The sequence below is a fragment of the Pseudidiomarina sp. genome, assembly GCF_048267825.1.
Taxonomy (GTDB): Bacteria; Pseudomonadota; Gammaproteobacteria; order Enterobacterales; family Alteromonadaceae; genus Pseudidiomarina.
On the sequence record NZ_JBLWWR010000002.1, the window covers coordinates 234,947 to 249,480 of the forward strand.

The 14,534-nt window shown below is 43.9% G+C and carries 13 protein-coding genes and 4 pseudogenes; 14 read left to right on the plus strand and 3 right to left on the minus strand.

Annotation, left to right across the window (positions count from 1 at the left end):
• Positions 1-4: 4 nt before the first annotated feature.
• From wbjC to rfbC, 12 genes and pseudogenes are all read left to right on the plus strand, one after another.
• Positions 5-1,162, plus strand: a complete 1,158-nt coding sequence (wbjC, locus tag ACN0UN_RS04010) for a UDP-2-acetamido-2,6-beta-L-arabino-hexul-4-ose reductase (RefSeq protein ID WP_128351276.1) — start codon at positions 5-7, stop codon at positions 1,160-1,162.
• Positions 1,159-2,313 (plus strand): non-hydrolyzing UDP-N-acetylglucosamine 2-epimerase, encoded by a 1,155-nt coding sequence (wecB, locus tag ACN0UN_RS04015; protein WP_417658833.1) that lies wholly within the window; start codon positions 1,159-1,161, stop codon positions 2,311-2,313. Before wbjC ends, wecB begins: the two co-directional genes overlap by 4 nt.
• An 8-nt stretch (positions 2,314-2,321) precedes the next feature.
• The gene (locus tag ACN0UN_RS04020; RefSeq protein ID WP_417658834.1) at positions 2,322-3,524 is read left to right on the plus strand and encodes a glycosyltransferase family 4 protein; all 1,203 of its coding nucleotides are present in this window, start codon (positions 2,322-2,324) and stop codon (positions 3,522-3,524) included.
• 160 nt (positions 3,525-3,684) lie between these two features.
• Positions 3,685-4,731 (plus strand): UDP-N-acetylglucosamine--undecaprenyl-phosphate N-acetylglucosaminephosphotransferase, encoded by a 1,047-nt coding sequence (wecA, locus tag ACN0UN_RS04025; protein WP_164876771.1) that lies wholly within the window; start codon positions 3,685-3,687, stop codon positions 4,729-4,731.
• A gap of 30 nt (positions 4,732-4,761) precedes the next feature.
• A pseudogene (locus tag ACN0UN_RS04030) lies at positions 4,762-4,904 on the plus strand (UDP-glucose 4-epimerase); the annotation flags it as partial.
• Positions 4,905-4,944: 40 nt separating this feature from the next.
• Positions 4,945-5,445, plus strand: coding sequence for a transcription/translation regulatory transformer protein RfaH (gene rfaH / locus ACN0UN_RS04035; RefSeq protein WP_128351273.1), 501 nt, complete (start codon positions 4,945-4,947; stop codon positions 5,443-5,445).
• Between the two features lie 75 nt (positions 5,446-5,520).
• Positions 5,521-6,479 (plus strand): annotated as a pseudogene (locus ACN0UN_RS04040) (IS3 family transposase).
• Between the two features lie 89 nt (positions 6,480-6,568).
• Positions 6,569-6,775: pseudogene (locus ACN0UN_RS04045) on the plus strand (polysaccharide export protein Wza); the annotation flags it as partial.
• A 39-nt stretch (positions 6,776-6,814) separates the two neighbouring features.
• A complete protein-coding gene (rfbB, locus tag ACN0UN_RS04050) occupies positions 6,815-7,882 on the plus strand; it encodes a dTDP-glucose 4,6-dehydratase (RefSeq protein ID WP_128351272.1) in 1,068 nt (355 codons plus the stop codon).
• Positions 7,879-8,757 carry a dTDP-4-dehydrorhamnose reductase gene (rfbD, locus tag ACN0UN_RS04055; protein WP_128351271.1) on the plus strand — a complete coding sequence of 293 codons (879 nt, stop codon included), beginning with the start codon at positions 7,879-7,881 and terminating at the stop codon, positions 8,755-8,757. Before rfbB ends, rfbD begins: the two co-directional genes overlap by 4 nt.
• Positions 8,757-9,626, plus strand: coding sequence for a glucose-1-phosphate thymidylyltransferase RfbA (gene rfbA / locus ACN0UN_RS04060; protein WP_128351270.1), 870 nt, complete (start codon positions 8,757-8,759; stop codon positions 9,624-9,626). Before rfbD ends, rfbA begins: the two co-directional genes overlap by 1 nt.
• A gap of 11 nt (positions 9,627-9,637) precedes the next feature.
• On the plus strand, positions 9,638-10,180 hold the full coding sequence (gene rfbC, locus ACN0UN_RS04065; protein ID WP_128351269.1) for a dTDP-4-dehydrorhamnose 3,5-epimerase: 543 nt from the start codon (positions 9,638-9,640) through the stop codon (positions 10,178-10,180).
• A 28-nt stretch (positions 10,181-10,208) separates the two neighbouring features.
• Here rfbC and ACN0UN_RS04070 read toward each other — a convergent pair whose 3' ends face one another.
• The 3 genes and pseudogenes from ACN0UN_RS04070 to cysD all read right to left on the minus strand — a co-directional run bounded on the left by ACN0UN_RS04070 (position 10,209) and on the right by cysD (position 12,933).
• Complete coding sequence (locus ACN0UN_RS04070; protein ID WP_128351268.1) at positions 10,209-10,622, minus strand: WbuC family cupin fold metalloprotein; 414 nt, start codon at positions 10,620-10,622, stop codon at positions 10,209-10,211.
• A gap of 77 nt (positions 10,623-10,699) precedes the next feature.
• Positions 10,700-12,028 (minus strand): annotated as a pseudogene (cysN, locus tag ACN0UN_RS04075) (sulfate adenylyltransferase subunit CysN); the annotation flags it as partial.
• 2 nt (positions 12,029-12,030) lie between these two features.
• Positions 12,031-12,933, minus strand: coding sequence for a sulfate adenylyltransferase subunit CysD (gene cysD, locus ACN0UN_RS04080; RefSeq protein WP_417658835.1), 903 nt, complete (start codon positions 12,931-12,933; stop codon positions 12,031-12,033).
• A 201-nt stretch (positions 12,934-13,134) separates the two neighbouring features.
• Here cysD and ACN0UN_RS04085 point away from each other — a divergent pair, with 201 nt between their 5' ends.
• Together ACN0UN_RS04085 and ACN0UN_RS04090 are read left to right on the plus strand one after the other, a co-directional pair.
• Entirely contained in the window at positions 13,135-13,776 is a 642-nt protein-coding gene (locus tag ACN0UN_RS04085; protein ID WP_417658836.1) for a hypothetical protein, read from the plus strand.
• On the plus strand, positions 13,777-14,532 hold the full coding sequence (locus tag ACN0UN_RS04090) for a DUF3307 domain-containing protein (protein WP_417658837.1): 756 nt from the start codon (positions 13,777-13,779) through the stop codon (positions 14,530-14,532).
• The last annotated feature ends 2 nt before the right edge of the window (positions 14,533-14,534 follow it).

A 14,534-nucleotide genomic window follows, 5' to 3' on the forward strand; every position in this document is an offset into this window, starting at 1 on the left:
CGCCATGAAGTTGTTAATTACTGGAGCAAACGGGTTCGTCGGTAAAAACCTCATTATTCATTTAGGCGAAATAGATGATATTGAGGTGATTAGTTTTACCCGCGAAAATAAAATAGATGAGTTGCCTCACCTGCTTAATAAGGTTGATGCAGTAATTCATCTAGCAGGTGTTAATCGACCTAAAGATGACTATGAATTTCAGGTTGGAAATGCTGATTTAACTGTCGCGTTATGCGAAGCAGTGAAACAGCAAGCGCGCGCTATTCCCATCGTGTTCAGCTCGTCGATTCAAGCCGATCGGAATAACGCATATGGCTGCAGCAAAAAGGCTGCCGAAGATGCGTTGTTGAGTTTGTCAGAAAAAACGGGTAATCCTGTTTACATCTTTAGATTAGCAAATGTCTTTGGTAAATGGTGCAAGCCGAATTACAACTCGATGGTTGCTACCTTTTGCCATAACATCATTCGAGATATACCCATTCAAGTTCACGATGAAACTGCCGAAGTGCAGCTTGTCTATGTAGATGATGTTGTACGAATGATGCTTGAGTGTGTGCAAGACGCTGTTAATGCTATTCGAACCAATAAAATGCCGCCTGCATCGGGCTTTGTACAAGCAGGGCCCGTTTACACAAAAACCGTTGGGCATATAGCGCAGCAGCTTAACTTTTTTAAAGAAAGCCGCAATACGCTAATTTCTGAACGTGTTGGAACGGGCTTTACTCGGAAGCTCTACTCAACCTACGTGAGTTATTTACCGACAGACAAATTTACTTATAGCGTGCCGAAATACGGTGACGAGCGTGGCGTGTTTGTTGAAATGTTAAAAACACCTGACGCCGGACAATTTTCATATTTCACTGCACACTCGGGTATTACTCGCGGTGGTCATTATCACCACACTAAAACAGAAAAATTTTTGGTGATTAAAGGTAAAGCCTGTTTTGGTTTCCGTCATATGGTGACCGATGAGTTTTATGAACTTTTTACCGATGGTGAGAATCCAGAAATCGTCGAAACTGTGCCAGGCTGGAGCCATGACATTACCAATGTTGGTGATGACGAAATGGTTGTCATGTTGTGGGCAAACGAAATATTCGATCGTGAAAACCCTGATACCTATGCAAGCCCAGTGGCACAACCGCGAGAGTTGAAAAAATGAAGAAATTAAAAGTAATGACGATATTGGGGACGCGCCCAGAAATCATTCGTCTATCGCGTGTTATGGCCGCACTGGACCAAGTTGTCGATCATAAAATTGTGCACACCGGACAAAACTACGATTACGAACTCAATGACGTATTTTTTGAAGAGCTTGGCGTACGTCAGCCCGATCATTTCTTAAACGTCGATACGTCAAGCTTAGGCCGTAGCCTCGGTGAAATCTTAATTAAAACCGAACAGGTAATTCTCGAAGAAAAGCCGGATGCAGTTTTAGTGCTTGGTGATACGAACAGTGCCACCGCAACCATTATGGCCAAGCGGATGAAAGTACCGACTTACCACATGGAAGCGGGTAACCGAAGCTTTGACGCTAACGTACCAGAAGAGATTAACCGTAAGCTAGTTGACCATCTGGTAGATTTTAACTTGGTGTATACCGAGCATGCGCGGCGTCACTTAATTAGCGAAGGGCTATCGCACCGGTTTATCTACCTGACCGGCTCGCCAATGCGCGAAGTGCTCGAACATTCACTTGAATCGATTAAAAACTCGGACGTATTGAACCAACTTGAGCTAGAGGCCAGCAAGTTCTTTATTGTGAGTGTGCACCGTGAAGAAAACGTGGATAGTAAAGAGAACCTTGCAAAAGTAGTTGAAGCATTAAATGCCTTACATGAAACCTTTGGGTATCCAGTCGTTGTGTCAACGCACCCGCGCACACGCAACCGCCTTGAAAAACTAGGCTTAGATAAAGTTAGCGACGGTATTCGCTTCTTGAAGCCGTTCGGATTCTTTGACTACAACAAACTTCAAATGGAAGCTTTTTGTGCAATCTCAGACAGCGGCACAATTAGTGAAGAATCCTCGATACTGAACTTCCCAGCAGTAACGATGCGTCGCTCGATTGAACGCCCTGAGGCATTGGATACTGGCGCGATTGCATTAACTGGCTTAGATGCTGACACCTTGATAGAAGGCGTAAGAATTGCGACCGCCCCGCGCGATGTATTCTCAGGAACAGAACGTGAAATTCCAGAAGAATACAAAATCAGAAACACGTCAGAGCGCGTTGTACGTTTAATTACTGGCACCGCCAAGCTTACGCCACATTGGAAGAATATGGACTCGTTTAGTCGGTATGATTGGTAGTTGAACGCATGGCTAAGTTGCTTTTATTAATCGATGACTATTTGCCTCATAGTACGCGCGTTGCTGCGAAAATGTTTTATGAGCTCGCATTAGAGCTAGTGAAGCAAGGCAACGAGGTGACTGTTGTTACCCCGAAGGCAGTGCAAGAAGGGTTATTTGATGAGCAGGTAATCGATGGCATTCGCGTTTGGTATTTTAAGAGCGGTGATGTAAAAACTCCATCTAAAATCAAACGAGCCATCAACGAAACGTTACTGTCTAACAGAGCGTGGACCAGCCTCAAATCGAAATTCAAAACCGAAGTGTTCGACGGCATTATTTATTATTCACCGTCAATATTTTGGGGTGGGTTGGTAAAACGATTAAAACAACGCTATCAAATACCCGCTTATCTTGTGCTGCGTGATATCTTTCCGCAGTGGGTTATTGATGCGGGAATGGTTTGTGAAGGCTCTCTCATTCATCGCTATTTTAAACATTTTGAGCTGCGGTCTTATCGTCAGGCAGACATGATTGGGATGATGTCCCAAGCAAGTATCAATTTTTTTAAAGAGCTTCACGGGGATAATTTTCCTCTAGAAGTGTTACGGAACTGGGCATCGATTAATGAACCTCGCAAATTACAAACAGTAATTTCTCAGCGAGAATATCTCGGGTTACAAGATAAAGTTATTTTCTTCTACGGAGGCAATATTGGCCATGCGCAAGATATGGCAAACCTCATGCGATTAGCACGAGCTCTAAAAAATGAAACTCAAGCCCACTTTTTGTTTGTAGGCCAAGGTGACGAAGTTGAATTGATTAATCGCTTAGCTGAAGACTGGGAATTGAATAACTTCAGCTATCTTCCACCTATTGATCAAGGGGCATTTATAGCGTTGCTCGATGAGGTTGACGTAGGCTTGTTTTCTCTATCGAATAAACATTCGTCACATAATTTTCCTGGAAAGCTCTTGGGGTATATGCAGCGTAAGTTACCAATATTGGGTAGTGTCAATAGTGGGAATGATTTAATTGATATCATCGAAGCAAACCAAGCAGGTTATATCACCATCAACGGCGAAGATGAGAAGCTCTATAAAAATGCCCTAGTTCTGCTAAAGAGTTCGCAAGCACGTACAAAATTGGGTGAAAATAGTTACAAATTGTTAACGAAAGAGTTTTCTGTAGAGTCCGCCGCAAATCAAATCTCCGATAAATTGACCAAATAGCGCGAAGAATGCTAAGCCTGCGTAATTTGTAACCACATAAACTTAACGTATGTAAATGTAAATGTGCTTACTGCGCGTGGCACTCGCAACAACAATAGTGTAAAATTCTGCTTAATTTGGTTATGAAAACAAAGCATTCCGCTTGGAGATGACTCAGAGTATGTCCGTTTTACCAATTCTGATCGTATTAACTGCGACAGCTTTAATGTTGCGCCTTATGCATCCAGTAGCCGTTTTGATCGATTTGTTGGACAAACCCTGTGTTCGTAAACAGCACACAGGCTCAGTACCTCTGATAGGAGGTATTGCGGTGTTTGGTGGCTTGGCCGTAGCTATGCTTTTTTCGGCCGAATTAGCACTGCACAGTCGCTTATTCTTAGTGAGCGCCGCGATGATGGTTTTTATTGGCATGCTCGACGATAAATACGATTTAAGTGTACGTATACGCCTAATTGGTCAATTCATTGCTGCGAGTGTTATAATCTTCGGCGGTGACTTATATATTTCAAATCTTGGTAATCTGTTCGGTTTAGGAAATGTTGATATGGGTATGGCGGGAATCGTCTTTACCTATCTTGCTGTGTTAGCAGCAATGAATGCTTACAACATGATCGACGGCATTGACGGTTTGTTAGGCTCAATGGGAGTCATCTCTTTCTTTAGTATCGGTTTGCTAGCAGCTTTGAACGGGCACGCTGAATTACAGCTGATTGCAACGTTGGCGGGGTTTGCATTATTTCCATTTTTATTCTGTAATCTGTCGATTTCAAAACATTGTCGTAAAGTATTTATGGGTGATGCAGGATCGATGTTTGTTGGCTTAGCGGTTGTTTGGTTATTGACTTTAGCTACACAGTCGCAATTTACGAGTACTCAAACAGTGATTATTAGCCCAGTAACCTCCCTATGGTTAGTTGCCATCCCAATAATGGATATGGTGACGATAATGGTTCGCCGCGCTATAAATGGTAAGAATCCAACCTCACCGGATCGTGATCATATTCACCACTTTTACATTCGAGCCGGATTTTGTCAGAGTCAAACATTAGCGATTCTATGTGGTCAAGCTGTTGTATTGGCAGTAATTGGTGTTGTTTTGAATCAACTTCAAACACCAGCTTGGGCGTCGTTGCTATTATTCTTAGGCGCTTACACGGTATATTGCTATCAATTTAAGATACTACGAAGCAAGGCCGTCCAGTCGTAGTGATTGAACGAAACTAAAAGAACATAATAGATTGGTGCAGACCCAAACGATATCTCAATAATTTGGTTCCGTAAATTTCGCAGGTAGCGGCCGAGCGTTTAAAGCAATTGAGTGCATTCGGCAAGGACTATGATACCGGCGTTCGAGATTACATTCATGTAGTTGACTTGGCGTATGACATTTAGCCTCACAAGACTATAAGAATAACAGTTTATGAAATGGTACGTAATCCGCACCAAGCCGCGTCAAGAACAACGCGCACTGGTGAACCTAGAAAACCAAGACATTGCAGCCTATTTACCGCAGGTGACATTGCAACGAGTCCGTCGTGGTAAGCGCACAGCTGCGACTGAAGCGTTGTTTCCGGGGTATATCTTTGCGCAGTTGGATGACTTTGCAGGGCGCTTCCATAAAATTCGCAGTACTTTTGGGGTGCAGAAGATGTTGATGTTCGGCGAACAGCCTGCGACAATTCCTGACGCACTGATTGAAGAACTGAAAAACATTGAGCTTGATCCGCATACTCGGAATGCAGCGGAACACCAGTCATCACCGCAAGTGAATGATAACGTTGAGATATCAACGGGGCCGTTTGCGGGTTTCGTTGCAAAAATTATTGAACTTGACGGCGACTCGCGTTGCATCGTTTTGCTTGATTGGCTGCAACAAGAAGTAAAAGCAACATTTTCTTACAATGATCTGAATAAAATTTAACCATTGTAATCCCCCCGAAGAATCGGAGCAGTTATAAGTAGAAAATTCCGTTAAACTAAAACGAGGGAGTTTTCTATGCGCAAATCACGATACACAGACAGTCAGATCTTAGCGATTCTGAAACAAAACGAGAACAGTGTACCCGTTCCAGAGCTCTGCCGTGAACACGGTATGAGCTCAGCTCAATTTTATAAATGGCGCGCCACGTTTGGTGGCATGGACGCATTAATGATGAAGCGTCTCAAAGAGCTTGAGGACGAAAATAAACGTCTCAAAAAAATGTATGTCGAAGAGCGACTCAAGGCTGAGATCCGCAAGGAGCCCTTGAGGGAAAGTTGTAAAGCCATCTCAGCGATGAAAACGCTGTGATTGCTGATTGGTTGCTACGCCTAACCACCGCGCAGAAGCGCTGGCGTTTTGGTTTGTGCTTTTTGCACTTACGTAACGTGAAAGGGTATCCATGGAACCACAAACGCATGTATCGCATTTATCGTGAGCTAGAGCTGAACTTAAGAATCAAACCCAAGCGTCGCCTGCGACGCGATACACCAGATGCTTTAAGTGTGCCAACCGCAATGAATCAAGTCTGGTCGATGGATTTTATGTCCGACAGCTTGGCTGACGGGCGTTCACTGCGAACATTTAACGTCATCGACGATTACAACCGCGAAGCGTTAGCCATCGAAGTCGACCTTTCGCTGCGAAGTGCTCGTGTTATTCGCGCCTTAGAGCAAGTTATTGAATGGCGAGGAAAACCTGCTGCTATTCGCTGCGACAATGGGGCATAATATTTGTCAAGCGAGCTGATTAACTCGGCTGAAAAGCATCAAATTACGATGCTTTACATTCAACCAGGTAAACCGACTCAGAATACCTATGTTGAACGATTTAATCGAACAGTGCGGCATGAATGGCTCGAGTTACACCTGTTTGAAAGCGTCGAACATGCACATGAACTTGCCACTCAGTGGCTTTGGCTTTATAACAACGAACGGCCTAATACGGCCATCGGAGGCATTTCGCCCAAACAATAATTAACGCAAGCGGTTCATTAATTCTACGAATAACTGCTGCTTAAAATGGGGGGAATACATTTGTTATTCGTGCCGCCGATGCTGCGACAGGACGTGTCGCAGACGTGTACCAACTTAACGCCAAAAACGCGACTGCACTGGTTTTAGCCGAACAATTTAAGCTGCAGCAGCGCGATATTGTTTACGTAACGGCTGCACCAGTAGCCCGCTGGAACCGCGTCATCAGCCAGCTATTGCCATCGATAACTGGTTTATATAGTTTAGGCCGTTTCCAAGACGATATCGGAAGTAACTAGATCATTTAATAACAAGTAAAAGTTAGCGAGTTTTAATTTATGGGAAAGACATTTTTAATAACGGGTGGCGCAGGATTCATAGGTTCGGCGGTAGTACGTGAACTTATTAAGAACAGCGAACATCAGGTCGTGAACGTCGATAAACTGACATACGCAGGTAATCTCGAATCATTAAGTACAGTGGCTAATGATTCACGTTACTCGTTTGAAAAAGCCGATATTAGTGATTCTTCGGCTATGAAAGTGATATTTGAAAAGTATCAACCTGAAATCGTAATGCATTTAGCAGCGGAGAGTCATGTTGACCGATCAATTGATGGCCCTTCGGAATTTATTCAAACCAATATAATTGGCACTTACACTTTACTTGAAGCGGCAAGAGGTTATTGGGATAATTTGCCATCGGAAAAAAAATCTGCATTTCGTTTTCATCATATTTCAACTGATGAAGTTTACGGTGATTTACACGGGACTTCAGATTTATTTGTTGAAACAACAGCTTATGCACCGAGTTCACCATATTCGGCCAGCAAGGCAAGCTCAGATCATCTGGTTCGAGCATGGCACCGTACATTTGGTCTGCCAACATTAATAACTAATTGTTCAAACAACTACGGGCCATACCATTTCCCAGAAAAACTTATTCCATTGATGATACTCAATGCTTTGGGTGGTAAACCACTGCCTGTTTATGGGGATGGTAATCAAATCAGAGACTGGCTTTTCGTCGAAGACCATGCGCGAGCATTAATTCATGTTGCTCAAAATGGTGCAATAAATGACACATACAACATCGGTGGTCATAATGAACAGAAAAATATCGATGTGGTGAAGCTGATTTGTGAGTTGTTAGAAGAGCTGGCATCGCAACACAAGCCAGAATCAGTAAGTAGTTACAGTGACTTGATTACGTTTGTAAAAGATCGCCCAGGCCACGATGTCCGCTACGCTATTGATGCCTCTAAAATCGAAAAAGAACTTGGGTGGAAGCCCCAAGAAACCTTTGAGACAGGTTTGCGTAAAACAGTTCAATGGTACTTAGATAACAAGAATTGGTGGCAACGAGTGTTGGATGGTAGTTATAAATTGGACGAAAAGTCGGCATGAGGATTTTAGTAACAGGTGTAAACGGGCAAGTTGGTTTTGAAATCGTTCGAAGTTTATCGATATACGGCGAAATTTTGGCCCCCGTGCGTAGCGAACTTGATTTGACTAGGTTAGAAGCTGTTAACGATTATCTTCAAGCAACTCAGCCTGATGTAATTGTTAATGCTGCGGCATACACAGCGGTCGACAAGGCTGAAACTGAGCAGGACTTGGCTTTTCGAATTAATGCCGAACTGCCCGCAGAGCTTGCCAAATATGCTCAACGTAATAGTGCGTTTCTTGTCCACTTTTCTTCGGACTATGTTTACCCTGGTTCTGGCGATATTTCTTGGAAAGAAACAGACGAACCTGCGCCACTTAGCACGTATGGAAGCTCAAAGCTTGCCGGTGACGAAGCGATAATAAGCTCGAAAGCAAATGCTGTTATATTGCGAACAAGTTGGGTGTATAGTGCACGCGGCAATAACTTTATGAAAACCATGCTGCGATTAGCTAAAGAAAGGAAATCACTCTCAGTTGTCGCAGATCAAGTAGGGGCGCCAACAGCGGCTAGGCTACTTGCTCAAGTAGCGACAGAATTTGTCGCAAAGCGCAATGAGATTGAATCTGGTGTATACCACATCGCTCCGAAAGGAGAGACTAGTTGGCATGGATTTGCGAATAAAATTTTTGAGTTGTCTCGTCAACTAGGGGAAAAACTAGATATCGAAACGGTTCAGGCAATATCAACCGAAGAATACCCAACACCAGCAAAGCGCCCGTTAAATTCTCGGTTGAATACTAACAAGATAGAGTCTGAACTTGGTATTGAGTTACCTCGTTGGCAGTCACAACTAGAACTAACATTGAAAGAATATTTTGGAAGGTTTAACTAATGGCTTATAAAGGAATAATTTTAGCTGGCGGTTCTGGGACGCGCTTGCATCCAATTACTCGCGGTGTATCGAAGCAGTTATTACCCATTTACGACAAGCCAATGATTTATTATCCGATATCGGTATTAATGTTAGCCGGTATACGTGAAATTTTGATTATTTCAACGCCGGAAGATTTACCCCAATACGAAAAATTATTAGGAAATGGTGATGATTTAGGCGTGCGTTTTGAATATGCCGTACAACCAAGTCCTGATGGATTAGCGCAAGCATTTATTATTGGCGAAGAGTTTATCGGTAATGACAATGTATGCCTTGTATTAGGCGACAACATTTTCCACGGACAATTTTTTTCAGACCAACTGAAACGTGCTGCAAGTCACGCAACTGGCGCGACAGTATTCGGTTATTTGGTAAAAGACCCCGAGCGCTTTGGGGTGGTTGAATTTGATGATAAAGGTCAGGCCCTAAGCATTGAAGAAAAACCTGCGAGACCAAAATCAAACTACGCTGTAACTGGTTTGTACTTCTATGATAATGATGTTGTCGACATTGCAAAGCAAGTAAAACCGAGCGAACGCGGTGAGTTAGAAATTACGTCAGTTAACAATGCTTATTTAGAACGAGGCTCGCTGCATGTGGAACGCCTTGGGCGTGGTTTTGCATGGCTTGATACAGGCACACATGATTCATTACTTGAAGCAAGCTCTTACGTGCAAACCATTGAGCACAGACAGGGTTTAAAAGTGGCGTGCTTGGAAGAAATTGCTTGGAAGCAAAAATGGATATCTGATGAGCAATTGGCGGCTCATGCAAAAGCACTGAGTAAAACACAATATGGTCAGTATCTGGCAACGCTTTTGAATTAAATAGGTGGTTTATGAATTATAAGAAGCTCGCTATTCCAGATGTGGTTCTTATAACACCGAAAGTCTTTGGTGATGAGCGCGGTTTTTTTCTTGAAACATTCCGTCGTAGTGAATTTCAAAAATATTGTGGTGACTATGAGTTTGTCCAAGATAATCACTCAAGATCTGCTCATGGTATCTTACGCGGCCTGCACTACCAGTTACAGCACACTCAAGGAAAATTAGTTCGTGTCATTCGCGGAGAAGTTTATGATGTTGCGGTAGATATGCGTGAAAATTCAGAGACTTTTGGAAAGTGGGTTGGTGCTTATTTAAGTGAGCATAACAAGAAAATGCTGTGGGTACCGCCAGGTTTTGCCCACGGATTTTACGTTACCAGCGCGGAAGCTGAGTTCGTTTACAAGTGCACCGACTATTATGCTCCCAAGTACGAAGTGTCGTTATTATGGAACGATCCGGATGTGAGCATTGAATGGCCGTTAATGAGTGCCGACCCAAAATTATCGGAAAAAGACAAAAGTGGGTTTAATTTTGTAGACGCCCCTAAACTTTAAAGGGTACATTTACGGCACATGCATTTTGTTAAAGCCCCCAACTGGGGAAAAACTTGGCATTTTTATGTATAAATGGGCCTTCTTTTATCTCTAAAATAAGAGCGGTTTCCGACATACATTCAACGCTATGTATTTCACCATGTTGAAACTCAATTAGCTTCGGATGGGCTTCGTTGTTACTTATGGTTTCCGATTGAGTAACATTTCCTAGATCATCATATATCTTTATAGATAACTCGCCATGGATTATCGAGAACATTTCCCATTTTGTAGGTAATTTGTGGTAGTGAGGTTCAACAAAGCTGCCCTTTACTAAACCTATTAAAATTCGCTGAACTGGTTCTTGGTGATTTGAATGTAAAAGTAAATGAGCTCGTTTGCGTGAAGATTGCTCAGCCTCCTTTAATAGCTTGTCAATTATCTTCTTATCAATAAGTCGCATAATTAGAATATTTTCGTCAATAGGATGGGTTTAAATTGTGTCAATTTTTCTCGCTTGTCAATCAGGTGTAAGCCCCGTCACACTTCCTTCGCCCCCCAATGTGGAAAATGCCTACGCACGTAGGCATTGAGGTTTTTCTCGAATTCGCTGACCTCGCCCGGTTTCGCGGGTTCATCGTTAAGCGGCTGCTGCACCATGCCTGCGCCGACGGTTGCGTTGGTTTGTTTATCAATCAAAATAAAGGCGCCGGTGTTGCGGTTAATACGATACTTGTCGAACACTGCGCGCTCGTGCAGGTTTAAATCCACCAAGCCAATTTCATTCAGTATCAAGGTTTCCGCTTCGTTTTCTTCCAAGCTGTTCACATCCACCCGGTAACGAATTGATTCGACCGAACCGATGGTCAACTTGGTACCCATCTTCACGTAGTATTCCCGAAACGGCACAAGGCCATCCTCGTTTAACCACACCATTTTTGCGCGCAGTCGGCTCGACATATGCGGCATGGCGTTCTTATCAACAATCATGTCCCCGCGGCTTACATCTATTTCATCGTTCAGTGTTAATGTCACCGCCTGCGGTGCATGGGCTTCCTGCAGATCGCCTTCGAAGGTATAAATGCTTTTGATGGTGGATACTTTGCCAGACGGCAGGGCACGAATGGTATCGCCAACTTTCACGCCCCCTGAGGCAATGGTACCGCTAAACCCACGGAAGTCTTGGTGGGGGCGATTCACGTATTGCACGGGGAAACGGAAGTCACTGTGGTCGGCATCACGGTTGATTTCGAGGGTATCCAGGTATTCCATTAAGGTACGGCCACGGAACCATGGCGTGTGTTCGCTGCGGTTTACCACGTTGTCGCCGTCGAGCGCTGAGATAGGCACAAAGTGGATATCTGGAATATCCAGCTGCCCGGCAAGCTTTAGGTAGTCGTCTTGAATTTCTTTGTAGCGCGCTTGGCTAAAGCCAACTAAGTCCATCTTATTTACGGCGACAATGGCGTGTTTAATACCCAATAAACTCACAATATAGCTGTGGCGTTTGGTTTGGGTTTGTACGCCATAGCGGGCATCGATAAGTATGACGGCTAAATCGCTGGTGCTGGCGCCGGTGGCCATATTGCGGGTGTATTGCTCGTGCCCGGGCGTGTCCGCGATAATAAACTTCCGTTTGTCGGTGCTGAAATACCGGTAGGCCACGTCGATGGTGATGCCTTGCTCGCGTTCTGACTGTAAGCCGTCAACGAGCAATGCTAAATCAACGGTGTTATTGGTTCTTTTAGAGTCTTTGGTAATGGCGGCTAATTGGTCTTCATAGATCATTTTGCTGTCGTGCAGCAGTCGGCCGATGAGGGTGCTCTTGCCATCGTCAACGCTGCCGCAGGTGATAAACCGCAAAAAGTCCATTAGAAGTACCCTTCCATTTTCTTCTTTTCCATGGAGCCGCTGGCATCATTATCAATCACCCGGCCTTGTCGCTCCGATGTGTTCGTGAGCAACATTTCTTGGATGATTTCCGGCAAGGTGCTGGCGCTGGATTCGATAGCGCCGGTGAGTGGATAGCAACCGAGGGTACGGAAGCGCACGGTTTTGAGTTCTGGTGTTTCGCCCGGTTGTAATGGCATACGCTCGTCATCGACCATGATGAGGGCTCCGTTACGTTTGACTACGGGGCGCGGCTTGGCGAAATACAGCTCGGGAATTTCGATTTGTTCCAGATGGATGTATTGCCAGATATCCAGTTCGGTCCAATTGCTTAGCGGAAACACGCGAATACTTTCTTGCGGGTGTACTTTGCCGTTGTAGATATTCCACAGCTCTGGGCGCTGATTTTTGGGGTCCCAGCGGTGGTTTTTGTCGCGAAAGCTGTAAATACGCTCTTTGGCGCGCGACTTTTCTTCGTCGCGGCGAGCACCACCAAAGGCTGCGTCAAACTGGTACTTATTGAGCGCTTGCTTCAACGCTTGGGTTTTCATCACGTCGGTATGCACGGCGCTGCCATGAGTAAATGGGCCAATGCCTTGTTTGATGCCATCAGGGTTGGTGTGCGTGATGAGTTTAAAGCCGTGCTTTTCAGCCATGCGGTCACGAAATTCAATCATTTCTTTGAATTTCCAGGTGGTGTCGACATGCATCAGCGGAAATGGAATTTTACCGGGCGCGAATGCCTTGCGCGCAAGGTGCAACAGCACAGAGCTGTCTTTGCCGACAGAGTAAAGCATGACTGGATTGCGCAGCTCAGCCACCACCTCACGCATAATGTGAATGGCTTCGGCTTCAAGCTGTTGTAAATGGGTTATTTGGTGCATGAGCCGAGTTTATCTTAAGTGCTGGGTGGTTGGAAGTGGGGTGCAGTCCTAGCTCCGCACCCCGTTGGGGTTCGGTGCTAAAACTGCACCCTAAAACAAGTAACATCATTGATTGTTCCCTAATTGAGGAACATTTGACTTTGTGCCTTTCAGGGGGTACATTTTATTGAATGCTGTTCTCATAAATTCAAGGAGCTCAAAATGCCGAAACCTGTTGTTGCCGTTATTACTGGGGACCTTGTGAAATCGCGGAGTTACAGTAATCACGATTATGAAAATATTTTGATAAAGCTCTCTGCTGTGCTGGACGATATCAAGAGCAACTATACTGGTCAGTTTGATGTGTTTCGAGGGGACTCGTTTCAGTTTGTGACCGAAAATATCGAATACGCGGCAGCGGCTACGGTGATGATTCGTCTTGCGTTGAAATCACATACCCCAAGCGTTGATATTCGACAAAGCCTAGGAATTGCAAGCGTAGCGTCAATTAACGACAAGGTAAGAATATCTACAGGGGATGCGTTCATTTTATCTGGCGAAGGGTTAGATTCTATCAAACACAACTTAATTGTATTGCGAACGAAAAATCGTGTTTTTAATCAGAAAATTGAACTACTAACAAAGTTTTTGGATGTGCATTTGTCTGGATTAACGGAACTGCAAAGCCTCGCATTATTGGCTTACCTTAAACACCCTAAAGCAACGCATGCTGAGTTGGGCGTGTTATTGAACCGCTCTCGTCTTGCGGTGACCAAATTATTGAATATGAGTCATTATGCACTTGTGAGTGAATACTTGTATTTTTATCAAGAAAACTTGCCCCAAAAGAAGGATCTTTTGTAAATGAATGAATTAATTTTTTTAGTCTCTCTTGTTCTCGGGCATGTGTTGGGTGATTTTTATCTTCAGCCAAGCGCATGGGTTACAGATAAAGTACAAAAACACTACCGCTCTTTAATGCTAGTGGCTCATGCACTAGTGCACGGTACATTGGCATTTTTTGTCTTCTCAATATTCACCGATACTTTTGATTATTCGGTTGTCGGGTTAGCGCTATTCGTAGCAATTACTCATTACTTTATCGATCTCGTAAAATCTTACTTTAAACCTAAGTTGATGTACTTTCTGATAGATCAGCTGTCGCATGTTCTCATTTTAATTATCTGCTGGCTTTTAGTGACTGAGCAGCTATTTAGTTTTTCAGGTTTACTTGAGCAAGTAAGCACAGAATACCTTGTCATCACTTTCGCTGCATATTTATTGGTTATGAAACCCGCTTCTGTTTTCATTTCTCTATTGCTGAGACCGTTGATTGAGAAGCTAAATACCGAAAAAGCAGAAGAGGGCGAAACGAGCTTAGAAACTGCCGGGCGGTTAATTGGTAATTTTGAGCGAGTAATTATACTTACCTTACTATTTTTAAATGAATACGCTGCAATTGGGTTTGTATTGGCAGCGAAATCTGTTTTCAGGTTTGGTGACTTACAGGATAGAAGAAGTCGCGGCCGTACTGAATACGTACTGCTTGGTACCTTTGTTAGTATGGCTGTCGTTCTACTAATAGGTTTGATCGCTACTGGTTTACACGGTTTGTTGTGAGG